This is a genomic window from Pseudomonas sp. PS02290, from assembly GCF_029960075.1.
Classification (GTDB): Bacteria; Pseudomonadota; Gammaproteobacteria; order Pseudomonadales; family Pseudomonadaceae; genus Aquipseudomonas.
Genome location: NZ_JASCOY010000013.1, coordinates 66853 through 93439 on the forward strand (window position 1 = coordinate 66853; position 26587 = coordinate 93439).

A 26587-nucleotide genomic window follows, 5' to 3' on the forward strand; every position below is an offset into this window, starting at 1 on the left:
CTCTGTTCGTCGTCCCCTCTTCCGGAGTTCCCGTATGTGCACCGCGCCGCAGCCGATCGACAATCACTTGCTGGCTGCGCTGGCCGATGAAGAACTCAGTCGGCTGGCGCCGCACATGGAATGGGTGGATCTGGTATTGGGCGAGGTGTTGTATGAGCCCGGCGACACCTTGCGTCATGTGTACTTTCCCACCGACTCGATCGTGTCCCTGCTGCAGGTCACCGAAAGCGGCGCTTCGGCAGAGATCGCCGTAGTCGGCAACGAGGGGCTTGTCGGGATCGCGGTGTTCATGGGCGGCGAGAGCACGTCCAGCCGCGCGGTCGTTCAGAGCGCCGGGGGCGCCTTCCGCCTGGCCGGCCATAAACTCAAGGAAGAGTTCGATCGTCACGGCGACCTATTGCTGCTCATGCTGCGCTACACCCAGGCCTTGATTGCGCAAATGTCACAGACCGGCTTGTGCAATCGGCACCATTCGATCGATCAGCAGTTGTGCCGCTGGTTGCTGTTGTCGCTGGATCGGCTGGCAGGCAATCAGCTGACCATGACCCAGGAACTCATGGCCAACATGCTGGGCGTGCGCAGAGAAGGCGTGACCGAGGCAGCGGGCAAACTGCAGCGCCAGGGCATCATCGAATACAGCCGGGGCCAGATCAAGGTCCTTGACCGCTCTCGACTGGAACGGTTGAGCTGCGAATGTTATTCAGTGGTGAAGGCCGAGTCCGACCGCTTGCTGAGCTACACCCGACAACGTGAGTGATCGGGTCATCATTAGGGTCTTGAAGGCTCGATACGGTGATTGCACAGATCGGATAAAAACGGCCTCAGGAACTTCAGCATCCACGGGACCCTTTGATGGCGATCAGATACATCCGCAGCCTGACCGGCAGAAGACGCACCCCCGCCGCTAACCGGCACCTTGGCTTCGCCCTGGCTTTTGTGGCCGGGGCCATCAATGCCGGGGGCTTTCTGGCGGTTCAGCAGTACACCTCGCACATGACCGGCATCGTCTCGTCCATGGCCGACAACGCGGTGTTGGGTGCGTACGAACTGGTGGTGCGCGGGGGCAGCGCCCTGCTGTCCTTCATGGCAGGGGCGGCCTGTTCAGCCATCATGGTCAACTACTCCCGTCGCAAACGCCTGCACAGCGCGTTTGCGCTACCGCTGCTGTTGGAAGCTTTTTTGCTGATCTGCTTCGGCTTTCTGGGCGCCACACTGTCGGCGCTGGACGGCATGATCGTGTCGCTGACCGTGATGCTGCTGTGCTTCATCATGGGCCTGCAAAATGCCCTCATCACCAAGGTTTCCAAAGCCGAAATCAGAACCACGCACATCACCGGCATCGTCACTGATATCGGTATTGAGCTGGGCAAACTCTGCTACTGGAATGGCGCGACCCCGCCCGGGCAGCCGCGAGTGCTGGCCAATCGTGCGCGCCTGAAAATATTGACCGTATTGGCCTTGAGCTTTTTCGCCGGCGGGGTGGCGGGTGCGTACGGGTTTAAACACGTTGGGTACATCGCGACCGTGCCGCTCTCGCTGGTCCTCGGAACGCTGGCCATTGTGCCTGCGCTGGACGATGTGCGGCGGTATGTTCGCCGTGCAGTGCGTGGTTGACATGTCGACGGGCGTGGTCCGATGCTGCCGTCACGCGGCGCGAAGTAGGACCGGCTTTAGCCGAGAAGTCGTCGAGGGAACACGCTGAAAAATTGAAGGGGACTGTATTTCCGCATTCACGGCTGGACCGGAGAAGAATCCAGCGAGAGATGTCAGATAGTTTCAATAGCCGGTACCACGATCAAACCGGCACCGGCTGGCGCTGACTCATGATGAAAGCAGAGCCAGCGCCTGATCCTGAATCGGATACCAGACGATGTGAAGATTGATTGTACGGACCAGCCACAGTGACACACCACAAACGCCGACTTTCCCCCAAGCGCCCTATCCCACGCAGGTCTCTCTTCGACCAGATACCTAAAAGTCGCCAGCCCTTTTATGCCGCACTGTTGGGGATATTCAGTTTTGTAGGCGTCTGCGGCGCGAGTGGCGAGCTCTACCTGGCGTTAATGAGCGGGCAAATCGTGACGTTCACAGGGCCCAAAGGCCAACGTATCAAAGAGATTATCTTCTACGATGTCGAACCTACGCGCTTTGGTTGGAACGTCGCCGGGACCGTTTTCATGATTCTGGTGTTGGCCACAGCAGCAATGATGATGCTGCGCCGGTTACTCAAAAAGAAGGGATAACCTGATCTCGCCCCAACGGTCGCCAACAGATTCTACAAAGAGCGCTTTATTTCAATGGCGAGCTGGGCAGCTCTGTTGCGCAATGCTTCAAGTTTGTCGTTCATCTCCACATGGCGTGGCGTCCAGGAATACCCACCCCCGTTAACGTCCTGTCCAAGCATCAGATCGTTGAACGAACCCATGCCTCCATAGGCCGACCGCAGGTAGGTAATCCCGGAATAATCGGAGTCGATGAGCATGGCTCGTACCTTTCGCATCCACCGGCTCCAGTGCATATCACCGTCGCTTTCAAGTAGCGCGATCAGTTGCTCAAGTACCTCGATCAGCTCTTCTGTTTTCTGTCTCATTTACCCTGTCACCCAAGTTTCAACAAGTTTCAACAAGTTTCGGGAGCTGGGCGGAGTACGCCTCGTCATCCTGATCAAATATATATTGTCAGTCCCGCTGAACCTACAGCGAGCTCACCTCCGGATTCAACCGCTCCAGCACCTGCCTGTTATTGCCGCCGCCAAACAGACTCATCAGGTCCATGACCCGGACCGGGTCTTTGGGGTCGACGCTCAGCTGGATGCCGTCGTTTTTACCTTTGAACAGTTTGACCATCAGCTCGCAGCCATCACTGAGCATCGGGGCTTTTTCCCGCATCCCGCTTTCACAGCTTTTCTGCCAGTTATCCAGGCTTTTCTCGAACCAGGCCTGACGCTGTTTGTCGGCGCTGCCGGCAGTCGGGTCCAAGGGCGTGGCGTAGCGTTGTTCGAGCAATGCGCTACGTTTGACCATGCCCTTGTCCTTGAAACTGACGTTCAATTCGCTTAATTCAGCTCGGGCGAATGCGGCTTGCACGCCTTGTGCTGCACCGCCGAGCAACCCGTAGACGGCCATCTCGCCGCCGCGCTGCAAATCGTTGATCGTACGGTGAAGGTCCTTGACGTTATCCATGCGGTAGCTGGCGCTAAAGGTGAACAGGTCTGGCATGTCCAAAAAGGTCTCACCGGTGGCGCGGGTAGCGCCGTCATCCAGGTCCAGAAACAGCGTGAGGTCGAACGGTTTGAGCTCGTTGCGGCCGCTGCTTAATAACGGACCAAAATTATTCATGCCCCTTGAGCCACCGTCCATCCCTATCAAGCCAGCCATTCCGCCCAGGTCCTGCAGGCTTTGCAGCGAGCCGTTGGAAGCCTGTATGCCGCTGGCTTCGATGCGCACACGACTGCGGCTGTCATTGTTGATCAGGTCGGTCACGATGACTTTATCGGCGCGCAGACCGCCTGCCTTGCCCTCACCAAACTCGACGCCCTTGATCACAACCTTGCCGCCAAATGGCGAGGAACTGACCGAGGCCCAGCTGACTGTGCCGCTGAGATGGTTGTCATACACAAAGTCATCGAGGCGCTTCTGGGCCTGTTTGCCGGCATAGGCACACAAGCCAAAATAGCCCGCAGCGAGCACCACTACAGCCGCAGCCGGGACAAGCAGTTTTTTCTGGATCATTGCACATCCCCCTGAATGTTCCGGTCAGGCCAGGCCTGTTTGAATACCTGGCGCGCCGCGTCGGGCGTCCAGCTGTCGTCGCCCAACTGCATGCGCATGATTTTCAGCGGATCACGCAAATCGGTGCAGCCATCTTCAGTGCAGGCCTGGAGGTAACTGACCGCTACCAAGGTCAGCGGCAGGTCTTCGCTGTCTCGCTTGACCGGGTCCAGAGTGACCTCGCCTTTGGCCAGGAACCAGCCCTTCTCAAGCTTAAGGTTGGGGCCGACCACATCCAGTTGCGACTCATAGGGGTAATCGGTTTCCCAGCGTCCATCTGTCTTGCCGACGATGTGCACAATCTGGCTGTACTGCGCTTTGCCGCCGGCTACCAGCCGCGCATAGCCGCCCCCGGAAGTGGGCGCATAGCTGACGTCGGTCAGCAGGCGAGACTGGATGTATTTAGCGTCGCTGCTTTCGGTTTTCAGCTGGGCAAACTGCTGGAGCTGGGTCTGGGCCTGGTAGCCGGCCTGCTCAAGTTTTCTCTGCTCTTCGTACTGGCGCTGACGGTCCGCAGCGCGTTGTTGCTCAGCGACCTGCGCTTCATGCATAAACAGGTAGTTGTTGGCGTTTTGCGGGTTGAACTGCCAGCTTTTGGTGCCCCAGTTCCGGTTGATATTGGATTCATACAGCCAGCTATCACGGTCATTCTTCACAAGGCCCTGCGGTACATCTCGAACGGCGATGAAGTTGACGTTCGGGGTTTTCGGCTGGACTTGGTCCAGAGCGCTCAGGGCGGTGAATACCGTGGTCTTAATGGTTTCAAGCTGGCGGAAAAGCTCCTGGTTTTCGGTCACGGCCACCAGCGCCGGACTGCGCGTATCCCAATAGCCACTCCAGCTGTAAGACGCTCGCAGCAGATAATGTATGCCACTGGCCGGGTCACTGGTGAGCAGCATCAGGGCGTTTTTCTGGTCATCAAAGCCTACGATAGGAAGCTGCGGCGCTTGTTTGTTGAACGGGATGCCTCGATGAAAACTGCCTTCATATTCCTTCAGCTTCACCCCGTCTGCCCGTAGCACCACCACTGCACCCTCACCTGCAGCGTAGCCATCGGAACCGCAGGTGACACCCGTGGATTTTGCACTCACGAAGCGGGTGTCACCGTCCGGCTTGTAGGTGGTACGAAACAGGCAACCGTTCTGGTCTTTGAGCTCCAGGAAAAAGGTCGCGGCCTTGATCGCGTCGGCCTCGGACGGCGGCGTCCAGCCGGATACCGCAAAAGCCGGCGTCACGGGAGTGATCGTTTTGGGCACAGGGGACGGCGGAACCGGCGCCGACTCAGACGGTTTTGGAACTGCTGCGGCGGGCACAGGCGGTGGGACTGGATCTGCAGCCACAACGGGTGCAGGAGCTGGGGATGGAACTCGATCTTCCGTCACAGCCGGTGCAGGAACTGGCGGCTGGACTGGGGCCGCAGCTGCAACGGGTGCAGGAACGGGCGGCACAGGCGCCGGGCCTGGCTCGGAGACAGGCGAAGCGGCAACCTTGGCTGCCGGCACGGCCAGCATGTCAGCCACGACGACATGGCTGGACCATTCCTCCGCCTTGGCAGCCACCCCAATGGCAACGATCTGGCCTTGGGCGTTGTAGCTTTTCCAGTTCACCGTGGCAGCACTTGGGCACTGGCTGGCCAGCAGGCCGCCGAGTTTGGGCAGCAGGCGCGCGACGGCATCGTTGTCCGGCTTGCCGGCGAAGGCAAAACGCAGCGCCAGCGGGTTCGTGCACCACGGCTGATTGTCGGCATGGTCCACGAAGACTTCGACGTTCTCGCCTTTGGAAAAGGCCAGCCGGTAGGCAGCAGCATGGGCATTCGGGCACACGGCAAGCGCCAACAGGGTCAGTGGCAACAGTTTGCTTACGCTGTTCATCAAATCAGTTCCCAAGCGCCGTCACCCGCCTGGCAGGCCTTGACGGTTTGCTTCTCAGCCTGACTGTCCTTGGCTTTGACGTCGTAGGTAATCGTGCGGCACGTCGTCTGCGCGGTCAGTTTGTCTTCCACCGGTTTGGCATCGATGGCGTCAAGGTCCACGCCTTGCTTGGCAGCGCTGGCAACGTCGAGGTTGTCCAGGTCAGTGGCGTTGTCGGCGGAGCCTTGTGTGGCAGCACTGCTGGCAACCGCCATGGGTTTGGGCGCAACGGCCTCCACCAGAGGGGCATACACATAGCCTACGGTGACGCCACGGCGGCCGACCATGATCCAGTCATTGTGGGTGCGGCCCAAAGCGGTGAACGTCGAACTCGGGGGTAACCCACCCACTTTTTCGGCGCTGCTGTCCGGCGCGCTGCGCAGGTTGGCCGACTTGATGGTGCGGTAGGGTTTATTGATCACGGTCATGTCGGTGACCGGCTGAATCTTCGGCAGGCGCTTTACCGCCACCTGCCGCGACTGCGTTTCGGTACTCACCGGGGTGATCTGCGCGCTGCTGCCGCTGTGATTGGACTGCCAGGTAGCGGCCTGGCCGTCCTGGTTTCTGTTGAGGACTTGCTGGGTTTGTGCAGCGAGGGCGAGACGGTCGGTTTCATCCATTTTCGCGCCGATGGTTTTGCCCAGCAATGCGCCAGCCAGGCCGCCGATCAACATCGCTGCGGTTCGCCCGCCTCCGCCGCCGATGCGGCTGCCGATCAGCACACCAGCGGCGCCGCCGATTACGGTGCCAATGTTTTCCTTGTTAGCCCAGTCGGGACCCGACGTGGCGCAACCGGATGAAAAACCAATGCTCAACACGAGCAATGCAGCAGTGGCCTTTTTTGCCAAACCCATCGCACAGTCCTCTGAGGTGAAGGAGAGATATGCAGGGATGAGTTAGCACGGTGAAATCGTTGATTGGCCTTCATCCCTGAAGAAGTGCGCGGATTACACACAAATTCCAAAAGAGTCACAACCGTTTTTATGGCTGACAGGCGGTTCGGGGGAAGAACAGCGGGCTGCGACTGGAGCAACAGCCAGCCAACGCTCCGCTTCCAAACGAGCCTTGCATAGGGATAGGGGGTACCCCTATGCTGCATCCCGTCTTGGCAGGGGTGCATCCGATGGGTCATATCGCAGCAAACAAAAACGATCTTCTCAAGCGTGTTAAGCGCATCGCCGGACAACTCCAGGCCGTCGAACGGGCATTGGAGTCGGATCTCGACTGCGCCAAGACGCTGCACCTTGTCGCCGCCACTAGGGGGGCCATCAACGGCTTGATGGAGGAGATCATTGAAGACCACGCCCGCGCGCATATTGCGGATCCGGCTCTCAGCGAAGCCGAGCGCAACAAAGGTGTCGAAGAGCTTCTTGAAGCCATTCGTCGTTATTCCAAGTGAACACATCCCGGCGCTCACTCATGAACAGCAGCATCAACTACGCACACGACCACGTGTTCCTCGGCTCAGCCCACGATGAAAATGCCAGGCGCACACTGTGGGTCGTGGCACTAACCGTTGTGATGATGGTGGGTGAAATCACCGCCGGGTATGTCACGGGCTCGATGGCGTTGCTGGCCGATGGTTTTCACATGGCCACCCATGCTGGTGCATTGGGCATCGCCGCGGCCGCCTATGGGTATGCCAAGCGTAACGCGTCCAGCCAGCGTTACAGCTTCGGCACAGGAAAGGTTGGAGATCTGGGCGGGTTTGCGTCGGCGCTGATCCTCGGTATGGTTTCCCTGGGAATCGGCGTTGAGTCCGTCATGCGCCTCTTGCAGCCAACGGACGTTCAGTTCGGCACCGCTACCCTCATCGCGATCGCCGGGTTGATGGTCAACATCGTCAGCGCCCTGTTGCTAGGCCACGGGCACAGTCACGGACACGATCATGACCATCATCATGATGATCACGGCCATAACCATGCCCATCATGGCAACGACAACAATCTGAAATCGGCCTATGTCCACGTCATCGCAGACGCGCTGACGTCGGTGCTGGCCATCGCTGCCCTGCTCGCCGGTCGCTACCTGGGCTGGGTGTGGCTGGACCCGGCCATGGGCGTCGTCGGCGCCATCGTTATCGCGCGGTGGGCATGGACCTTGATGAGAGTCACCGCAGGCGTATTGCTCGATCAGACTGACGCACACGTGGCCGAGGAGATCCGCCAGTTGGTTGAAGAACCGGGGGATGCCACCATCACCGACTTGCACGTCTGGCGGGTTGGACCCCAAGCCCATGCGGCCATTGTCAGCGTCCTTGGCGCGGCCACTGCGAACGCCGACACCATTCGTGAACGTCTCCAGCCGGTCCATGAAGTCAGGCATCTGACGGTCGAATTTAGATCGGTTGATTGAGCACCTCTGCCCCTCATCAAAAGGAAATTGCGATGCCACCCGGCAAACGTGAACGGGCGCGAATCGAACGTCGGTTAATTGCGACGCTGACCGACGCGTGCGAAACCGCAAAAGGTGAAATTAAAGGCTTCACCTGGCTGACCCACCTCGCTGACCTGGAGGCGTTGGCTGAAACCCTGAAGGTGATCTGGGTGTTCGAAACGCTCGCGGACAGCAAGCTCGCCCAGGTTGAAGCGAAGGCTCGCCTTTTTGAGCTGACGGCCATTGCGTTGAATGAAGCCGGCATCGATCTGAAGCTGTCAGATCGCAATGTCCGCTTTGACTCTGAGGAAGAATGCCAGCGCACTCACAGTGGCAACTGGCAGACGCGACTGGCTAAGGATCACTGACGATGGCGAAGGAAATCGAAAACCCGTGCATCGCTGTGTGCCAGCTCAGGGGTGATCTGTGTGTGAGTTGTGGCCGGACCAAGGAAGACATCAGAAAGTGGAAACGAATGAAGCGCCCTGAAAAGATGGCGGCCGTGCTGAGGGCGAGCGCTCTTCTGAAGCAACTTCACAAAAAATAGCAAGAACAGCAGCGCGGTGAAGGTTGACGGGAGGCCCGACAGCCGCGTGTTTAAACGCCCACGAAACATCTTGAACCATTTAAGTTCGTGACTTCTCTATCTGATTGCGGCGCTCGTCTAATTCCACTCTGGATGGGAGAAGGCTTCGCCAAACCGATCTCATAGACTCTCTGGACACGCGCAATGACCCCAATACCTCTGCTCCTAGGCTTTGTCATCATGTCGCTTGCCTCTTTGGCCATCTATGCCAAAGGCGTTCACAGTGGCCCACTGCGCGGCCACACTCTGGTTCACTCCGCCGTACCTTTTATCGCTGCAACAGCCTACCTCTGCATGTACCTGGGCGTCGGTAATCTGATCAAACCGGATGACAGCGTCACGTATCTCGCTCGTTACGTCGACTGGGGCTTAACGACACCGTTGCTGCTGGCCGGGGTCGTGAGTTCCGCCTATCTGGGCACCCGTGAGCAGGAGGGGCAAGCCGGTTTTGTGGCGTCTATCGTGACCCTGGATGTGATCATGATAGTGGCCGGACTGATCGCCTCGCTGGCGCCTTACGGCACCCTGAAATGGGTCTTTTTTGCTTGGTCATGCGCGGCTTTCGTCGGTGTGCTTTATCTGTTGTGGAAGCCACTGGCTAACCTCTCGGGGCAGCGTCCAGCTATCGGCGCGGCCTACCGCAAAAATATCGCTTTCCTCACTGTGCTGTGGCTGATCTACCCCGTTGTTTTCGCTATCGGGCCAGAGGGCATATGGATGGTCAGCGACGCAGCAACGATCTGGGTTTTTCTGGTCCTCGATGTCCTGGCCAAGGTCGTCTTTGCCTTCACCTCCGAGCGCAATTTGCGTGCCGCTCTACTGCAGTCAGGCGCGTCAGCGTGAACAGGATAGGCTGGCTGGCATTGCTGTTGACAGCCGTGATTGCCAGCCTGGCCGGGGCAGAGGCGCAACTGACGTTTGCGCTGGCGGTAGGGTTGGGTTTGGGGCTGTTGCACGGGGTAAGCGACATGCACCTCGTGACACCGGTACGACGCCCCGCCTTTCTGTGCTCCTATCTGGCTGCAGCCTTGGGTGGCCTACTCTGCTGGCAGATCGCAAGCGCTACGACGCTCGTGTTTTTCCTAGTGCTGTCGGCCTGGCATTTCTTCCATGAGGATGAACTGTTCCACGATCGGCTGACATCCTTGGCGTTGGGACTTTTCATTATCAGCGGTCCGGCAGTGGTGCACGAGGCGGAGGTCGCCGGGTTGCTTGGTTTAGCAATCGGCTCGGAAGAATCCCACGCCTGGGCGGAGCGGCTGACGTGGTTACTCGCCGCAGGTGGCATTGTCGCGCTACCGGTATTGCTGCTGGTCTCTTGTCGGCAACGCTGCCTGTGGTTAGCGACCACGCTGGTTGCCGTGGTGCTGTTACCGCCCCTCGCCGGCTTCGCTGTGGGCTTCTATGTACTGCACGCCGCGCCTCAAACCAGGATTCGCCAACGTTTGTTGCGCGCGGGTCACCTTGCCGCCTACCTGCGCCTCACCTGGCCAATTCTGGTGGGCGCAGCGCTCTTCACCTTGGTTGGCGGTTTTGTCTTCTTGCTGCAAGAGGGCACCGGAATTCGCGCATTGTTCGTTGTGTTAACCGCCTTCGCAGTACCGCATATGATCGTACTGCCCCGCTTTCGACCGGCGGGCTTGAGCAGTCAGCCAAGCTCGGCAATGCGACTGGTTGAGCGGTAACTATTCACACACCAAGGTTCAAAGAAGGCCGCCGTTTCCCCAAGGCTGGAACAGCGCGCCTCCTCAGGGCGCAGGCCGGAGAACCAGGAGCGTCCCCACAGCCACGCGCTTCTTGTCGGCCAAAGCCCCTTTCCGATCGCCGCCCCCAAGCAAGTGAGAATATGCGGCAAATCACAACTGAGTTCAGTGAAGACGGACCCCCTTGGATCCAATGGACTTAACTCAATATTTAACCGAACGGCGCTTAAGATCTCCCAGCAGCGGCCGATTGTATTGGATTGCTTAGTTTGAATTTAACGCTAAGCACCTTTGGGTCAAACGCTGGTGTCCACCTGGAGTTACAAAGTGACGTTACGCCTAACCTGCAAAGCTATTATTGTGGCGCTGTCTTGTACGCTGTCAAATGTGGCTGTCTCTGAAGATCTCAAGGTCTACAACTTTTCCCCTGTCAATCAATACAACCTTAATCTCTCAGCCACTTTCTGGAACCCGATCATACGGTACGTGTCCGAAAAAAGCGGCGTGAACCTCACGCTGAAATTAGGCCGCACCTCCTCTGACACGACCAGTTATGTGCTCGCACAAGAGGTTGATTTTGCATTTACCAATCATCTCTTCAGCCCTGAGCGCGACAAAATGGGCTGGAAGGTATTTGGCCGCCGTGACGCCCCTGCCCTCGAAGGACAAATCGTGGTCCCCGCCGATTCGCCCATCCATAGCCTTTCCGAACTGGAAGGCAAAGAGGTCGTGTACCCCGGCCCCGAAGCGTTTATTGCTTACAAAGTCACCAGCTCGGAACTGGTAAAAAAAGGGATACATACGTCTACGGTATTTGCAGGAAACATGGACGGCGCCTTCAGCCAGCTGCTCAGCGGCAAGGCTCAGGCGATGGGTGTCAATTCACAGCTTGTCAGCGGCTACACGGAGAGAGAAGGTCAATCGTTCCGCGTATTGTGGAGTTCGTCCTCGTTCAATGATTTAGCCCTCATGGCCTCCCCTCGTATTTCTCAGAAAGAACTTGATGCGGTAGCCAACGCATTTTTTAACATGCAGTACGATAAAGACGGCAGCAAGATTCTTCATGAGGCGACCGAGTTAGTTCATGCACCGGCACCGATTACTTTCATTCCTGCGACGGCAGCGGATTACGCTTCCTATCGTGATTTTTACAGCAGCTTGCCGGCAAACCTTAAGTAAATAATCTGACATTTAGCTGGAGAGGCTATTAATGACTTTCTTTAAAAGCCTGCTGCCAAAATCGCTGACGTCGCAAATATTGGGAATGTTGTCTATTCTGATAGTCGTATTCCTTACGGCCGGCCTGGGTCTGTTTTATAAAAATCAGCTTCTTCAACATATCGAGGAAATCCAAGACACCGCCAATATGCTGATCGAGGTTGCCGCGCAAGCCGTGGAGGAAAGCGTAGTCATCGGCGATTACGACACCATCAAAAGAACCCTCGAAAAGACCCTGGCTCGCTCGCCATTCCAATCCGCCATGTTTATTGACCTGTCGGGTGGCGTCATTCGCCTGCAGGCGCCCAGCGCGCCGGTTGGCAGAGCCCCCGCATGGATAGAGTCCGAGGTCGCTGCACGATTGTTCGATGTCAACCGTCCGATAACGATCGGTGGGAAAGATTATGGCGTGATGCGCCTGTCATTCAACGCCGAGAAAATAGCGACCGAACTTTGTAATCTGGTGGTGCAAGCTACGGTACTGGCAGTGCTTTTTTTGCTCACAAGTTTGTTATTGATGGGCTGGGTGATCAAGCGTTCGCTTGCCCAGCTGGACAAGCTTCACTCCTATGAAGCGGAAATCGCTTCCGGCGAAGTGGCAGCAGAGGCTATGTTGGTCGCAGATGCTCCCGTTGAAATACAGGAGGCAATCAAAGCGGTAAACCGTACTGCGGCGAACATGCGTAATCACTTTGGTCAGCGCATCGAATCGTTGATGAACACCCTGGTGCAGCATAAAAACGCCCTGGATGAGGTTTCAATCGTTTGCGAATGTTCGCCGTCCGGTCGCATCACCTATGTCAACGAACGATTCGTCACAAGCTCACAGCGTTCCCGGGCCGAGCTTTTAGAGTTGACGATCGATCAAGTCTGGAACGGCATGTCTTCAACCACTCAGCCGTGGCAGTGGGCACCTGAACGCGGAGTGTGGAACGGTGAGGTCAGGCTTACCGGTCTTGCCGGTAAGGAGAAATGGCATCAACGCACCATCATCCCTATTCTCGATGACAGGGGCGGCGTTGAAAAATATATCTGCATCGACATCGATATTACGGATCGAAAAGAGTTTGAGGATGCGATTCTCGATAACGCCAGAAGGCAAAACCTGATCGCCCTGTTTGGCCAGCAGGCACTGACAGAGGAAAACGTCAGCGCCCTGGGTGAACTGGCCGCACTGACGGCCGCGCAAGGGTTGAGCATGAGTAAGGCCGCTTTGTTAGTCGTTGATCGAGTGAGTCACGGAGTCATCCTCAACGCCAGGACCGGCTTTACCAGCGTTGATGCCCGGAATGGCTACACGAATGAATTCTTGAGCGGTATGGGTTCTTCTGGCGGGCTTGAGATTATTTCCGATACGCCTGATGCAACGTACAAGTTGCTGTCGATTGACACCGTGGAAGCTGAGCGCATTGGAAGCCGTATAGAGGTCGATATACCGTGCGGGAATGCCTTTAAGGGTGTGCTCGGAGTCTATGCCACCACGGGGCAGCCCTTTATCCGTGAAGATGTTAGCTACCTCCAAACGTTGGCAAACCTGTTGGCCGCCGCGCTTGAACGGGATGACGCGAAGAAAAGGCTCACCTATCTGGCCGAAAATGATTCGCTTACACATCTGCCTAATCGCTGGTTTCTGAATAATTACCTGCACACTGCAATCAGCCGCACTGCATCAGCGCCCTCTGCAATAAGCGTCATGTTCATCGATCTGGACAGATTCAAAACCGTGAACGACACCATGGGGCATTCTGTAGGGGATGAATTGCTCATCCAGGCAAGTCGGCGCCTGGAGGAATATATCGATGACGACAGTCTGGTTGCGCGGCTGGGGGGCGATGAATTTTCGATTGTTGTCACACAGGCCGCTTATTCGGAGAGCTCCATAAAATCGCTGGCGACCCGTATTGTCGACGCTTTGGCGAAACCATTTAATCTTCGCGGCCAGGATATATTCGTTTCAGCGAGCGTTGGCATTGCTAATTATCCCTTTGACGGGGATGACGCTGGCGTCATCCTCAAGCATGCTGATACCGCCATGTACCATGCAAAAAAGAGCGGTCGTAATAATTTCAAGTTTTACACTGCCGAGATGAATGAAAGTGCTGTCAAGCGTTTGCAAACTGAAACGCTGTTGCGGGGCGCGCTCGATCGCGACGAGTTCATTCTGCATTTCCAGCCCAAGGTCAGCCTCACAGACGGCAGCATCAGTGGTTTGGAGGCGTTACTGAGGTGGAATCATCCAGAGCTCGGCCTGGTTTCTCCCGCTGACTTTATCCCTATGCTTGAAGACACCGGCCTGATCATTCCTGTGGGCGAATGGGTCATCCGGAAGGTCTGTGAAACCCTAAAACGTTGGGAAGATAACAATCTCGGGGTGGTACCGATCGCCATCAACCTTTCAGCCAGGCAGCTTCAGGTAAAAGGACTGGCTAAAATCGTCAGGCATATCCTGGAAGAATACGGTATCCACCCTGCTCTTTTAGAGTTCGAGCTCACTGAATCCGTGCTGATGATTGAACCCGAGTCGGCGGTTGAAATACTTCGAGAGATAAAGTCATATGGCATAGGTCTTTCGGTCGATGACTTCGGAACGGGTTATTCCAGCCTGGCCTACTTGAAGCGATTCCCTATCGACACTCTTAAAATCGATAGAATGTTCATAAAAGATATAACAAGCAATCATGAAGACGCGGCGATCACCCGCGCGGTCATCGTATTGGCGCACGAACTGGATCTAAACGTCATTGCGGAAGGCGTCGAAACATCTGACCAACTAGAGTTGCTTGTCAAACATGGCTGCGATCAAATTCAGGGTTATCTTTTCAGTAAACCCGTCACAAGTGATGAGTGTGCCGCCATGATTAAATCTTCACGCACGTTGGCTATAAGATTTTCTGAACCTGATTTTGCCTGAATCAGTATCTGCAGCATTTGCACGACCCGCCAGGACGGGCAGCGGCGCTTGAACCCAGGGTGAATGTCTTCCCCGGGGCCTCCCCCTTCAGACCCGTCGCAGCTCTGGCGAACACCATTGGGGTCGCGACGCAGCCCGGTTATGGGCACACTGTGCAGCATTCGCCTGAATACACAGCGTCTAACCTCTATCCGGACGTCACATGACACCCAACGCAGAACTCTATAACCCTTCAACCGAATACGCTGACAAGCTGATTTCGCGGATCGGCCAAACACCTTCGTGGATCGCCAAGCGTATCGGTGTCACCGACAAGCGCATCCGCTACATCCTGGACGGCGAAAGAACCGTCAAGGGCGAAACCACGCCCATTCAGATGACCTACACCGAGCAGTTCGCCCTTGAGTGCCTTGTCCAGGAGGCCATCGCGCTCAAGAGGTAAGCATCCTGGGCTGCCGCGAGGCTACAAACCTTCCAGCAGCCCGTCGGCGCGCAGCAGATCAACGATCACGTGCTCATCCACCGCATACACACCCCGCGAAGCCTTCCAGACCAGATTCTTTTCCTGCAACGCGATGAGCGCTTGTTGCACGCCCGGGACCTCAACCTTGATGTCGCTTTCCGGGATGCCCGCCTGCTTCATCGCTGTGGCGTACAACGCCATGGTGGGCGCCTCGAACGGGGCGAAGTTGTCGCCCATGCTGCCCATGACGCGAATCACGGCCGACTGAATCGGGGTGAGGCTGTGGATCACCTTCTTGAGGTTCGCATTCAACTCATCAGCCTGTGCGCGAACAAGCTCGGCAAACCGCTCACGTACGTTTTCAGGGTCGATGAAAAAATCGAAGCGAATGGCATCAGCCGCTGCGCCGAGCAATTCGGGCCGATAGCCGCTTTCTTTGAACAGCTGGAACACTTCTGCCGGATCGAGCGGGGATGGCAAATCGATGTTGGCGCACAGCCAGTCGATGTAGTTCTGATCGAGCGTAGGGAACGGCACCATTGATGCCCCAAAGAACGCCTGGTCCTTGCTGTTGCGCAGCATGGCCAGCTTGTCCCGGTTCGAGCCGGTGCAAACGATGCGCAGGCCGTGGTGCCGGGAGCTGTTGAGTTCGTCCCTCGCCGCCTTGAGCGCGAACAGCGCCGCCACACCCGCCTCGGTGGTAATCGCGTGCTGCGCTTCATCGATCATCAGAACGATGAGCTTCTGCGATTCGTCGGAGAGCGCCACCAGCGCCGTGGTGAGGTCGATGTCCTTGCCGAGGCCGATTTTATCCAGACTGAAATTCAAGCCGCCTACAGCGACCTTGTCTATCCCGGAAGCCTTGGCCAGCCGTGTGATGAAGCCATCGTTTCGGCCAACCGCTTCGCGTATGGCTTCCACGATGACAAGGCCGGGGTCTTTGGTCAGGTCTTGCCAGAGGTCGGCATACAGCACAATCGCCCCCGCTTTCTCCAGCGCAGGACGCAGGTCTTCGCGGGCGAAGGTGGATTTGCCGGTGCGCCGTGGCGCTGCCAGGAAGACGCCTGAACTGGCCGAGCTGCCCACAGATACCTGAATGATCAGCTTCGAAAGCCGGGCGGCCAACTCGGGGCGGTGGTAGAAGATTTCGGGCATCTGTAGACCTCAAGCACAGCTCTATAGGCAATTATAGAGCGACTATAGACCAATTATAGAAAGGGTGAAACTTTACGTTTATAGCGGATTATAGAATCACTATAGAGCGACTATAGACTGATTATAGATGATGTCATTTTAGCGATGCAGCGGCACCCACAGGCCCGCAACCCTCCAGGCCCCGCCGGGCCAAGACGATAGGACAACCTCCGGGATGGTGCGAGCTAGTCGATCAGCCCCTGCGCGTCATAAAACGGATACGGCCCCGGGTAATCACCGAACATGCCGTTGTGGGTGACCAGGCCCTGTTCCGCATCCCAGCGATGCAGCAGGTAGCCTGCCGGTTCGAGGTTGAAATGCGCCGGGGCATCTTCGCGCAGGTCGAGCACGATCTGGTGCGAGGTGCCCGGGCAGGTGCAGCTGATGCTGCCGGCAAAGCGCCGCTGCATCGGCCTATGCAAATGCCCGCACAAAACACGTTCGACTTGCGGGTGACGGGCGATCATTTGCTCCAGCGCCGCGCCGTTGATGAACGCCTCGCGGTCCATGTGGCCGATCCCGGTGATAAACGGCGGGTGGTGCATGATCAGCAATGTCGGCACCTCCGGGCGCCGGCCAAGCACTTCATCGAGCCAGGCCATCTGGCTGTCCAGCACTTGCCCGCCGTGGGCGCCAGGAATGGTCGAATCCAGTCCGATCAGGCGCACCGGGTGCTCTTCGACGACCCAATCCAGGGGTGACTTGGGACAAAGCGGCAGGTAAACGTGATCGGCGAATTCAGCCAGCAGGTGCTCGCGAACGTCATGATTACCAGGCACCAGGTAGTACGGCATGACCAAGCGCGCCAGCTCGGGGTGCAGGACGGCGTATTCATCCGGCCGACCGAAATCCACCAGGTCGCCGCTGATCACCACGATGTCCGGGCGCGGCGTGCTGGCGTTCAGATGGTCGACCGCGCGACGCAACGCGCCGAGGGTGTCGACCACGCCATAGGTCAGCTTGTTGCCGGCTTTGAGGTGCAGATCGCTGATCTGCGCGATGAGAAACGGGACGCTCACATTCAACTCACTTACACAATGATTAGGGGTGCAGGGCGAACAACGCCTGCGGCTCGACGGCCAAGGCGATCAGATCACCCGGGGCATGAATGACGTTGTCGGCGCTGTCGACCAGCAAGGGTTGCGCCGCGCCGACTTCAATCAGCAAACGGCTCTGGGCGCCTTGAAAGAACTGACCGAGCAAACGCCCGTGCAGGTGCCCTTCGCGCTTCACCACCCGCAGGTGCTCCGGCCGGCAGTACACCGTCGCCGGCTCACCCGCCCCACTCCACGGCAGTTCGCCGCCGCTGACTTTCAGGCCGTTGACAGAGCGGCCTGCCACCGAGAAGGCGTTGAGATTGCCGACGAAACCGGCCACGAACGGGTTGGCCGGCTGCTGATAGATTTCACGCGGGGTGCCGAGCTGGGCGATGCGCCCTTGCTGCATGACCAGAATCCGGTCGCCCAGGGCCATGGCTTCGCCCTGATCGTGGGTGACGAACACCGAGGTAATGCCCAGTCCGCGCAGCAGCTGATCGAGTTCGCTGCGCAGGCGTTCACGCAGCTGCGCGTCCAGTGCGGCAAGGGGTTCGTCGAGCAGCAGGACTTTCGGCCGTGGCGCCAGGGCGCGGGCCAGTGCCACCCGCTGCCGCTGCCCGCCCGACAACTCGTGAATACCGCGCTTGGCGTGTTCCTGCAGGCCAACCAGTTCCAGCAGTTCGGCGCAGCGCTTGTTGCGCTCGGCGACAGCCATGCCGCGCACCTTCAGGCCATACACGATGTTGCCTTCCACCGTGAGGTTGGGGAACAGCGCGTAGTTCTGAAAAACCATGCCGACGTCGCGGCGCTCGATGGGCAGACGAGTGACGTCCTGATCGCCGAAAAACACCTGGCCGACGTCCGGCCGTTCCAGCCCGGCGATCATCCGCAGGGTGGTGGTTTTGCCGCAGCCGGACGGGCCGAGGATCGCCAGGGTCTCCCCCGCCTCGATGGTCAGGTTGAGGTCGTGAACGGCGACAGTGCCGTCGGCGAAAGCCTTGCGGCAGCCGATCAGCCGCAGCGTGGTTCCAGTCATCTTTGCTCTCCACGGGAAAGGCGTGCGCTGATGGCCTGCAACGCCACCAGCAGCGGCACGATCATCAACAGAAATATCAGGGTGTAGGCGCTGGCGACTTCCAGCCGCGCCGACGCGTAACTGTCCGCTAGGCCGACCGGCAGGGTTTTGGTCATGGGCGTGTGCAGCATCCAGGTGAGGTTGAATTCGCCCAGGGACAGCGTGACCACCATCAGCACGCCGGCGAGAATCCCCGCCCGGCAGTTGGGGACCACGACGCTGAAGAACCGTCGCAACGGCCCGGCGCCAAGACTTGCGGCGGCCTCCTCCAGCGTCGGCAGGTGTTGACGCTGCATCACTGCCATCACCGGCCGCACCAGAAACGGCAGGGTGAACAGCACATGGCCGACGAGGATGAACAGCCAGCTGCTGCGGAAACTGCCGAACTGGCCATAAGTCAGCAGCAGGGCCAGGGCGCTGGCGAGGCCGGGCATGGCCACGGGCAAGACCATTAATTCTTCGAAGGCGCGACTGAAGCGGTTGTTCATTCGCACCAGCGCGTACGCCGCCGGTACGCCAATCACGCAGACGCACACCGCGCAGGCCAGGGCCAGTTGCAAGGACAGCCAGACGGTCGGCGAATAGGCCTGCCAGACTTGAGCAATCCAGTCGAAGGTCAGTCCGCTGGACACGCCCTGAAAGTAATTGCGCGTCAGCCCGGCCAGCAGCGACATCAGCACCGGGACAAGCATGAACGCGCAGACCAGCAGCGTGAACAGCAGTTGCGCGATGAACAGCGAAGAACGCTTCACAGGACGGTCCTCGATTGCTTGACCATGCGCCGCGCGAGCAGCAACACCGCCCAGGTCAGCGCGCCCAATACCACCGACAGCGCAGCGGCGACGGTGAAGTTGGCGTAGTTGGTGAACACGTTGTAGATCGCCACGGGGGTGACGTTCAGCTGAGTGCCGAGGGTGAAGGCCGTGCCAAACGCGCCCATGGAGGTGGCAAAACAGATCGCACCGCAGGACACCAGCGCTGGCGCCAGCCCAGGAATGATCACGTCACACACCACCCGCCAGTGCCCGGCGCCGAGGGAATGGGCGGCTTCTTCCAGGCTACGGTCGAGGCTTTCGCAGGCGGCCATGATCGTAAGAATCACCCGCGGAATCGAAAAATACAGATAGCCGAGGAACAGGCCCGCCAGGGAATAGGCGAACACCCAGCGCTCACCGGCCAGTTTCAGGCCGAGCATGGCAAACAGACCCTGCCGCCCTGCCAGCAAAATCACCAGAAAACCCACCACCACGCCAGGAAACGCCAAGGGAAAGGTCAGCAGCGCCACCAGAGTGGCGCGTCCGAAAAAGCGCTGACGGGCGAGGAACACGCCGGTGATGCCGCCGACCAGCAGCGCCGCCAGCGTCACCACGACGGCGAGCACACAGGTTTGCGCCAGGCTGCCCAGATACTGCGGGCTGCTGAGCACTTGCCAATATCCGCTGCCGGCGCCATCCCGCTGCTGTCCGCCGAGCACGATCAGGTGCGCCAATGGCAATAGCCAGAACGCCGCCAATACTGCCGCCGCGGGTGCCAGGGCCCACGCGGCTGTTGGGCACAGACGCCATTTCAACAACCTACGCGCGGCCACGTTCTGCGCCTTCAACACCGTGCTGCTCACTTACTTGACCTCGCTCAGGTAACGCGCGGCGAAGGCTTCCTGCACGTCGGCCATGTGCTGGTAATCCACCACACCGGCGCGGGCGTAATCGCTGTCCGGCAAAAACTGCGCGGCGACGTCGGCCGGCATCTTCATCGTGCGAACCGGACGCAGATACGCCTTGGCCCACAGCGCCTGGCCCTGCTCGGAGAGCACGAAATCCAGCACCTTCTCGGCATTGGCTTGATGGGGGGCATTGGCGACCAGGCTCATCACATAAGGAACGCTGATGCTGCCCTCCTTCGGGATGACGAAGGCGACGTTGGCCTTGTCCTTGTAGCGGGCGCGGTAGGCGTTGAAATCGTAGTCCACGAGGATCGGCAATTCGCCGGACAGCACCCGCGCATAGGCCGTCTGCTTGGGCACGATCGGCGCGTTCTTCGCCAGTTTCTGGAAGTAGTCGATGGCCGGCGCGAAGTTGTCCAGGGTGCCGCCCATGGCTTGGTTGATCGCCACGGCAGAGACGTAGCCAACGAACGCGCTGGACGGATCGAGGTAACCGACCATGCCTTTGTATTCCGGCTTGAGCAGATCAGCCCAGCTTTGCGGGACTGGCAAGCCACCCAGTGCATCGACGTTGACCATGATGCCGAGGGTGCCGGAGTGGATCGCGAACCAGTGGCCTTCCGGGTCTTTCAATCCGGTGGGAATCTGTTCCCAGCCTTTGGGTTTGTAGGTGCCGACCACGCCAGCCTTCTGCGCCTGCAAGCCGAAGGTCACGCCGTAATACACCACGTCCGCCACCGGGGCGGCTTTTTCGGCCACCAGTTGCGCCAGGGACTGACCGGAGTTTTTGTTGTCCAGCGGCACTTGCACGCCGGTGCTGTCGGCGATGGCCTTGAGCTGGGTGCCCCAGTCCGCCCATTCCGGCGGGCAGTTGTAGCAAATCGCGGTTTCGGCGGCCTGGGTCAGGCTGGCCACGCCACACAGCAGCAGGGCCGCCAGGGTTTTACGGAAGCGGATCATGGAGCGTCTCCTCGTAGGGCTGAGTACTTTCGCCCGGCCGGATGTGGCACGGCAGGCAGTGGGAAGTCGGTGCGGCGCCGGCGATTTGTGCCAGCAATTGATCGATGACGGTGGTGGCCAAGGCGGCAATCGGCTGAACCACGCTGCAGAGGGTCGGGTGCATCTGGGTGCCGATGTCGATGCCGTCGAAACCGATGATCGACAGCTGCTGCGGCACCGCCCATCCGTGGCGACGCAGTTCGGCGATCAGGCTGATTGCCAGCAAATCGTTGGAGCAGACCAGCGCGGTGGGCGCGTTAGGGCCGCGTAGCAACGGCGCGAGCGCGGTGAAATCGGCCTCGGTGTGGCTGGGCATTTCGATGATGGGCATGGCGTTCAAGCGGTGTTCAGCCATGGCGTCGCAGTAGCCCGCGTAACGCTGCCGCGCGCGGTCGGACTGCAACGTCGGCCCGGCGACCATACCGATGCGTCGATGACCGGCGTCCAGCAGATAGCGTGTGGCGAGGGCCATGCCGGCGCGGTTGTCCACCGACACGGCGCTGTATTCGGTGCTGCCGGGCTGGTGATAGGCGAGGACAAAGGGCGTGTCTTCGGTGCTGAGGCTTTGCAGCACGCGATTGCTGTGGGCATCGGTCACAGTGAGGACCAGACCGTCGACACGCTGACGCAGCAGCTCTTCAACCACCGCACTTTCCCGCTCGGCGCTGTAATCGGTGGTCGCCAGCAACAGGTTGTAGCCTCGCAACCGCGCGGCGCGCTCCATGGCTTGAAACTGTTCGGCGAACACCGGGTTGAGCAGGCTCGGTACGACCACACCGATGAGCTGGGTGGTTTGCAGGCGCAACTGGCGGCCCAGCAGGTTGGGGCGAAAACCCAGTTCCCGCGCGGCGGCGAACACCTGGTCACGGGTCGTCGGACGCACCACTTCGGGAGAGGCGAAACAGCGGGCGGCGGTCGCTCTGGAAACCCCTGCCACCCGTGCGACTTCTTTCAGGTCACTCATGTTCACTCGCTTGAGATCGATCTCATTGGCGAGGACCTTACGGCGTCAATGTGGCAATTCAGGGGCGAGGATGTGACAGATTGGAGTCATTGGGTGAGGCAGGGCTGACTGCCAGGCGGAAGTCGGACTGGCTCAACCCACTGTAGGACCGGCTTTAGCCGGGAAAGCGTCAGGTGTCACACCGCACAACTTAGGGTGTGTGGGGGTGGCCTCTTCCCGGCTGAAGCCGGTCCTACACTGAGATCGCGTGCAGCCTGAGAGACCGCATGCGTTGAAGGTGATCAGGCGTCGGACAAAACCACATGGTCCATCGCTGCCTGCACGCCCACGGCCTTGATCTCGGTCGCGTTCGCTGCCGGGCTAAAAGCGAAATCCTCGGCCTTCAGGCTATGGCTGTAATCCCCCGCCAGGGTGACCTGGAATTTCTGACCTGTGCTGTCCGCCTCGTTGCTGCGCACGTAGGTGCGGTCGCTGCTGGCGTTGTAACTGACCTGCAAGGTGCCGTCGCGGCCGTCGCCCAATCCGGTGAAGCCCAGCCCTGAAACATCCAGCGTGTCGTGGCCAGTGGTGAAGTCGGTGATGAGATCCGCCGCGCCGACGTAGCTGTCGCTGATGTGATCAAAGCGAAAGGTGTCCTCGCCCGATCCGCCGGTGACCCGATCGCTGCCAGCACCGCCAACCAGCAAATCATCGCCGACGCTGCCCGCCAGCACGTCGTTGCCCGCCAGGCCAAACAGGGTGTCATTACCCCAGTCGCCATACAGCGTGTCGGCGCCTGCCGTGCCGGTGGCGTTCACCGAGGTCAGTGGCTGGGAAGAATCGATGCGCGTGTCATCGGGGTTGGCGAACAGTACATTGCTCGCGGTCAGGTCATAGAGGTGGTTGCCGTTAAGCAGGATTTCGAAGCGGTTGCCGTCGGCGTCCGGCTCCAGCGACTTCAGCGCCGTCTGGTCGCCGGCCAGATTCAGCACCACCTTCAGCGTGCCGTCATAACCGTTGCCCAGCCCTTTGAAACCCAGTGCCGTGAGGTCGAGGCGATCATGGCCGTTGCTGTTGAAATCGGTGATCAGGTCGCGTTGCGCGTAGCTGCCGCTGGCATCGTTGCGCAGGCTGTCGCTGACGCTGGTGTACACGAAGGTGTCCGCGCCCGCACCGCCCGTCAGGGTGTCGCCGCCGCTGCCGCCGAGCAACCGATCTGCGCCGCCGTCGCCCGACAACGTGTCTCGCCCTGCGCCGCCGATCAGCACGTCATCGGCAGCGGTGCCAAACAGCTTGTCGTCACTGGCCGTGCCGGTAATCGACGAAAAGAAGTTCGTCGCGCTCAGCGTGCTCAGGTGGTTGCCGTCGAGTGCCAGCTGAAAGCGGTTGCCGGCGGCATCGGCGTCCAGGCTCGACAGGTAAGTGATGTCGGTGCCAGCGTTGTACGACGCCTTCAGCGTGCCGTTGTGGCCATTGCCCAGCCCTGACAATCCCAGCAGGGTCAGGTCGAGACGGTCGCTGGCGTCGTTGAAGTCGGTAATGCGATCGGTGAAGGACGTGGTGGCCGTGCGATAGCTGTCGCTGACCGAGGTGAAACGAAACACGTCGCTGCCGGTGCCACCGCTGAGGCGGTCCGCCCCTGCACCGCCATGGATGACGTCGTCACCGGCGCCGCCGTCGATGCGATCGCGCCCTGCTCCGCCACTGATGAATTCGTCCGAACGGCTGCCAATCAACGTGTCGGCGCCCGCACTGCCGCGCACAATCAGCACATCGCTGTTGTTGTAGACCTGGGTGTTGTTGCCCGCCGCGCTGATGTCGCCCAAATGAGTGCCGTTGATGACGTTGCCGAAGATCACGCTGCCTTCGACGCTTGCCACGTCCGACGGCACCTCGGCCACGCCCCAGGTCGATCCGGCGCTGCCGGTGATCAGGTTGTCGTAGACGAAATTCTGCGTGCCGTTCTCGCTGCCCAGGTTGCGGATCGCCACTTCCGGCACGTCGTTGCTCTGCGCGTTGGCGTGAATGACGTTGTCGGACACTTCGATGTGGGTCGTGCCCTGCAGATTGACGCCCGACCCGCCGTTGTCATGGATGTCGAGGCGATACACGCCGCCGTATTCGATGCCGCGCATGTGCACGCCATCACCGCCGTTGCCATAGACGTCGCCGCCGATGACGCTGAAAAAGCCGGTGTCGACGCCGCTTTCTTCATGGACGTGAATGCCGTCGCCAGCATTGCCGGAAGCCTGGTTGTCGGTGAGCGACATCGCCACGCTGCCAAGCCCGACATTGATGCCATTGCCGCCGTTGTCCAGCGCGCGGTTGTCCTGGAAGGTCAGCGCCGGCAGCGACCCGCCCAGCACGAAACCGTCAGAGGCATTGTCTGTGGCCGTGCTGTTGCGCACCGTCAGATGCACCGACGCGCCGGTCAGGTCAAAACCGCTGCCGCTGAAGTTCGTCGCGGTGACGCCGTCGATCAACAGATTGGTACTGCTCGCCCCCGACTGAGACCAGCCACTGACCTGCCCGCTGCCGCTGACCTGATTGCCATCCAGCGAGAGATTGCTGACGGTCGCGTCTCGCACGCTGCTGCCTGCTACCACGCCCAACAGCGAGTGGGTATTTGATCCGGCGACATCGGCCAGCTTGAGCACGCTGTCACCTGCGCCCTCCCCGGTGAGGGTGACGTTGCTTTTCAGCGCCAGGGCGTTGCCCGAACCGTCGCTGTCCGACACAAGCCAGGTGCCGCCAGGGATGTAAACCTTGCCCCCACCCGCAGCGCTTGCGGCATCAATTGCCTTCTGGATGGCGACGGTATCGTCAGTGACGGAGTCGCCCTTGGCGCCGTAATTGCGGATATCGAAAGTGGGGGTGATGCTCATGCGCTGCTCCTGCCTGGAAAACTGACGACCTGTGAACCGGTTGTTGCAACCGGCTCGGGGAACAGGTTGGACCGGCAGAGTTCCGGATTGTTAGTGCCGGTTCGAAGGCTTTCGTCGGATGGGCTGTATGGGTTTGCGTGGCACTTTTCGGTGCGCCATCCAGTCGCGGGAGTGAAACGCCGGGTGACGGGACATCCCTGAATTCATTACATTCATTCCAGCTATCCACCCAAGGCCTACCGATGAACAGCTATCTGGCGCAGGCACACAATAATCGATGGTCGAACCGGCGCCTGCTCTCGGCATGCCTGGGGTTGAGCAATGAAGAATACCTGGCGCCGCGAACAGGTTTTTTTCCCTCAATTGCGCTGACGCTGCGGCACATACTGGATGTCGATCAGTTCTACCTGGCCGCGCTGACGTTTGATCTCGAAGGTCAACGAAAGGAGCTGCCCGAGCATCTGTCGCTGCAGGAAATCGTCCGGTTCCAAACCGAGGCAGACGGCCGACTTGTTACCTATTGCGAAGGTCTGGATGAGCACGCGCTTGGTCGACGAGCGGGTGTAGTGCGGGCGACGGGCATTATTCCGGAACGAGTGGATTGCCTGTTGCTACATCTGTTCCAGCACCAGATTCACCACCGTGGACAGGTTCACGCCATGCTGTCCGGTACCCGCATACCACCGCCTCAACTGGATGAATTTTATCTTGATGGAGATTTACCATTGAGGGCATCGGATGAGCTTCTTCCCGGCCAAAGCCGGTCCCACTAAAAAGCACCGCGTGCATCCAGTGGGATTGGCTACGTACCCAAATGTAGGACCGGCTTTAGCCGGGAAGGCGTCAGACGTCACGCCATCATTCATTGGCTGGCGAATGAGGTCTCGGCCAATGGCGTTATTTATGCGCCTTGCCCTTGGGCACCATCTGTTTGATCGTGCCCGTCGGAATATCAACCAACAGGTACTTGCCCTTGATCTCCACCCACTGTTGATTTTCATCCGGCGCGCTCAGGTGACGTGCTTTCCAGTCTTTAAGCGCCAGGCTGGGACGTTGGTATTGATCAGGGACGTTGTCGCCTTCCTTCATTTCCTTAACCCCTGCGCCCGGGCGATCCATCGTCACGCTTGGCTGTTCGGCAGCGTAGGAAAAGCTGCTGACTGCGCATACTGCGGTGAACAGCAGATGAGGGAGGAATTTCTTTCCGAGCATGATCAGATCCTTGGGCAAACGAGTGCCGCTGATTGAATAAGGGGTGACGGTGCATCCGTCATGCTCTGACCGGGGCTGCTTCCCAGGAGTTCGATCTGATCGCGTGCCATACGCTCGCATCGACTTTCGCAGTGGTTGCCAGTGGGGCAACCGCAGATACCAGAAGCCGAAGATCAACAAAGTCCGAGAGCCAGTCTCGAGACACTTGTTCTCTGTCCACTGTATATGGCATCAATGTCGCCGTACTGCTTGCATGGAAAAAACCGCATGGAAAGCCCCACGCTCCAGACTCCCCGACTGACACTCGCCCCACTGCGGTTAACCGATGCACCCGTGATTCAACAGCTGTTTCCCCGGTGGGACGTGGTCCGGTATCTGGACAGCCATGTGCCATGGCCCTATCCCGACGACGGCGCGCTGACCTACCTCCGCGACGTCGCGCTTCCTGCCATGGCAGAGGGGCGCGAATGGCACTGGACCCTGCGCCTGACTTCAAAACCCGAGCGCGTAATCGGCTGCATCAGCCTGCACGATCAGCCCGAGAACCACCGGGGTTTCTGGCTGGCGCCGCAATGGCGAGGTCAGGGGTATATGCGGGAGGCGTGCGAAGTGATCAACGCCTTCTGGTTCGAAACCCTGCAG

General features: G+C 59.2%; 27 protein-coding genes. 14 read left to right on the forward strand and 13 right to left on the reverse strand.

Annotated features, from left to right (window positions below; all coding sequences use genetic code 11):
• Positions 1–34: 34 nt before the first annotated feature.
• The 3 genes from QMX88_RS09155 to QMX88_RS09165 all read left to right on the forward strand — a co-directional run bounded on the left by QMX88_RS09155 (position 35) and on the right by QMX88_RS09165 (position 2243).
• Positions 35–757: a Crp/Fnr family transcriptional regulator gene (locus QMX88_RS09155; protein ID WP_282368424.1), complete on the forward strand. Its 723-nt coding sequence runs from the start codon at positions 35–37 to the stop codon at positions 755–757.
• 95 nt (positions 758–852) lie between these two features.
• Entirely contained in the window at positions 853–1614 is a 762-nt protein-coding gene (locus QMX88_RS09160; RefSeq protein WP_282368426.1) for a YoaK family protein, read from the forward strand.
• 287 nt (positions 1615–1901) lie between these two features.
• Positions 1902–2243, forward strand: a complete 342-nt coding sequence (locus tag QMX88_RS09165) for a hypothetical protein (RefSeq protein ID WP_282368428.1) — start codon at positions 1902–1904, stop codon at positions 2241–2243.
• A gap of 32 nt (positions 2244–2275) precedes the next feature.
• Here the strand turns inward: QMX88_RS09165 and QMX88_RS09170 are convergent, their stop codons facing one another.
• The 4 genes from QMX88_RS09170 to QMX88_RS09185 form a co-directional block, all read right to left on the reverse strand.
• Positions 2276–2590, reverse strand: coding sequence for a DUF6966 domain-containing protein (locus QMX88_RS09170; RefSeq protein WP_282368431.1), 315 nt, complete (start codon positions 2588–2590; stop codon positions 2276–2278).
• Positions 2591–2693: 103 nt separating this feature from the next.
• Complete coding sequence (locus QMX88_RS09175) at positions 2694–3731, reverse strand: hypothetical protein (RefSeq protein WP_282368433.1); 1038 nt, start codon at positions 3729–3731, stop codon at positions 2694–2696.
• Positions 3728–5620 (reverse strand): hypothetical protein, encoded by a 1893-nt coding sequence (locus QMX88_RS09180; RefSeq protein ID WP_282368473.1) that lies wholly within the window; start codon positions 5618–5620, stop codon positions 3728–3730. Before QMX88_RS09180 ends, QMX88_RS09175 begins: the two co-directional genes overlap by 4 nt.
• A 20-nt stretch (positions 5621–5640) precedes the next feature.
• Positions 5641–6534: an SH3 domain-containing protein gene (locus QMX88_RS09185; protein WP_282368474.1), complete on the reverse strand. Its 894-nt coding sequence runs from the start codon at positions 6532–6534 to the stop codon at positions 5641–5643.
• A 269-nt stretch (positions 6535–6803) separates the two neighbouring features.
• On the opposite strand from QMX88_RS09185, the gene QMX88_RS09190 reads away from it, so the two are divergent.
• From QMX88_RS09190 to QMX88_RS09230, 9 genes are all read left to right on the forward strand, one after another.
• Positions 6804–7079: a metal/formaldehyde-sensitive transcriptional repressor gene (locus QMX88_RS09190; protein ID WP_282368518.1), complete on the forward strand. Its 276-nt coding sequence runs from the start codon at positions 6804–6806 to the stop codon at positions 7077–7079.
• Positions 7080–7099: 20 nt separating this feature from the next.
• Positions 7100–8035, forward strand: coding sequence for a CDF family Co(II)/Ni(II) efflux transporter DmeF (dmeF, locus tag QMX88_RS09195; protein ID WP_282368476.1), 936 nt, complete (start codon positions 7100–7102; stop codon positions 8033–8035).
• Positions 8036–8067: 32 nt separating this feature from the next.
• On the forward strand, positions 8068–8424 hold the full coding sequence (locus QMX88_RS09200; protein WP_282368521.1) for a hypothetical protein: 357 nt from the start codon (positions 8068–8070) through the stop codon (positions 8422–8424).
• 2 nt (positions 8425–8426) lie between these two features.
• On the forward strand, positions 8427–8603 hold the full coding sequence (locus QMX88_RS09205; RefSeq protein WP_282368478.1) for a DUF1289 domain-containing protein: 177 nt from the start codon (positions 8427–8429) through the stop codon (positions 8601–8603).
• Positions 8604–8786: 183 nt separating this feature from the next.
• Positions 8787–9485 (forward strand): bacteriorhodopsin, encoded by a 699-nt coding sequence (locus QMX88_RS09210; RefSeq protein WP_282368480.1) that lies wholly within the window; start codon positions 8787–8789, stop codon positions 9483–9485.
• Positions 9482–10327 (forward strand): Brp/Blh family beta-carotene 15,15'-dioxygenase, encoded by an 846-nt coding sequence (locus QMX88_RS09215; protein ID WP_282368482.1) that lies wholly within the window; start codon positions 9482–9484, stop codon positions 10325–10327. The genes QMX88_RS09210 and QMX88_RS09215 overlap by 4 nt, the downstream gene beginning before the upstream one ends.
• Positions 10328–10672: 345 nt before the next feature.
• Positions 10673–11524, forward strand: coding sequence for a phosphate/phosphite/phosphonate ABC transporter substrate-binding protein (locus QMX88_RS09220; protein WP_282368484.1), 852 nt, complete (start codon positions 10673–10675; stop codon positions 11522–11524).
• Positions 11525–11555: 31 nt separating this feature from the next.
• Positions 11556–14474 (forward strand): putative bifunctional diguanylate cyclase/phosphodiesterase, encoded by a 2919-nt coding sequence (locus QMX88_RS09225; protein WP_282368486.1) that lies wholly within the window; start codon positions 11556–11558, stop codon positions 14472–14474.
• Positions 14475–14676: 202 nt separating this feature from the next.
• Positions 14677–14916, forward strand: a complete 240-nt coding sequence (locus QMX88_RS09230) for a hypothetical protein (RefSeq protein ID WP_065988840.1) — start codon at positions 14677–14679, stop codon at positions 14914–14916.
• Between the two features lie 21 nt (positions 14917–14937).
• Here QMX88_RS09230 and QMX88_RS09235 read toward each other — a convergent pair whose 3' ends face one another.
• The 8 genes from QMX88_RS09235 to QMX88_RS09270 all read right to left on the reverse strand — a co-directional run bounded on the left by QMX88_RS09235 (position 14938) and on the right by QMX88_RS09270 (position 24733).
• Positions 14938–16092, reverse strand: coding sequence for an ATP-binding protein (locus QMX88_RS09235; protein WP_282368495.1), 1155 nt, complete (start codon positions 16090–16092; stop codon positions 14938–14940).
• Positions 16093–16316: 224 nt separating this feature from the next.
• Positions 16317–17150, reverse strand: coding sequence for a phosphodiesterase (locus QMX88_RS09240; protein WP_282368497.1), 834 nt, complete (start codon positions 17148–17150; stop codon positions 16317–16319).
• A 22-nt stretch (positions 17151–17172) separates the two neighbouring features.
• On the reverse strand, positions 17173–18204 hold the full coding sequence (locus tag QMX88_RS09245; RefSeq protein WP_282368499.1) for an ABC transporter ATP-binding protein: 1032 nt from the start codon (positions 18202–18204) through the stop codon (positions 17173–17175).
• Positions 18201–18995 carry an ABC transporter permease gene (locus QMX88_RS09250; protein ID WP_192172548.1) on the reverse strand — a complete coding sequence of 265 codons (795 nt, stop codon included), beginning with the start codon at positions 18993–18995 and terminating at the stop codon, positions 18201–18203. Before QMX88_RS09250 ends, QMX88_RS09245 begins: the two co-directional genes overlap by 4 nt.
• Positions 18992–19813: an ABC transporter permease gene (locus QMX88_RS09255; protein ID WP_282368523.1), complete on the reverse strand. Its 822-nt coding sequence runs from the start codon at positions 19811–19813 to the stop codon at positions 18992–18994. Before QMX88_RS09255 ends, QMX88_RS09250 begins: the two co-directional genes overlap by 4 nt.
• A gap of 48 nt (positions 19814–19861) precedes the next feature.
• Positions 19862–20866: an ABC transporter substrate-binding protein gene (locus QMX88_RS09260; RefSeq protein WP_282368503.1), complete on the reverse strand. Its 1005-nt coding sequence runs from the start codon at positions 20864–20866 to the stop codon at positions 19862–19864.
• Positions 20850–21869, reverse strand: a complete 1020-nt coding sequence (locus QMX88_RS09265) for a LacI family DNA-binding transcriptional regulator (protein WP_282368506.1) — start codon at positions 21867–21869, stop codon at positions 20850–20852. The genes QMX88_RS09260 and QMX88_RS09265 overlap by 17 nt, the downstream gene beginning before the upstream one ends.
• A gap of 281 nt (positions 21870–22150) precedes the next feature.
• A complete protein-coding gene (locus tag QMX88_RS09270; RefSeq protein WP_282368508.1) occupies positions 22151–24733 on the reverse strand; it encodes a M10 family metallopeptidase C-terminal domain-containing protein in 2583 nt (860 codons plus the stop codon).
• A gap of 242 nt (positions 24734–24975) precedes the next feature.
• Here QMX88_RS09270 and QMX88_RS09275 point away from each other — a divergent pair, with 242 nt between their 5' ends.
• A complete protein-coding gene (locus tag QMX88_RS09275) occupies positions 24976–25506 on the forward strand; it encodes a DinB family protein (protein WP_282368510.1) in 531 nt (176 codons plus the stop codon).
• Positions 25507–25630: 124 nt separating this feature from the next.
• Here QMX88_RS09275 and QMX88_RS09280 read toward each other — a convergent pair whose 3' ends face one another.
• On the reverse strand, positions 25631–25963 hold the full coding sequence (locus QMX88_RS09280) for an RcnB family protein (protein ID WP_282368513.1): 333 nt from the start codon (positions 25961–25963) through the stop codon (positions 25631–25633).
• Positions 25964–26212: 249 nt separating this feature from the next.
• Here QMX88_RS09280 and QMX88_RS09285 point away from each other — a divergent pair.
• Positions 26213–26587, forward strand: a 375-nt coding sequence (locus tag QMX88_RS09285) for a GNAT family N-acetyltransferase (protein ID WP_282368515.1), incomplete at its 3' end; no start/stop codon positions are given.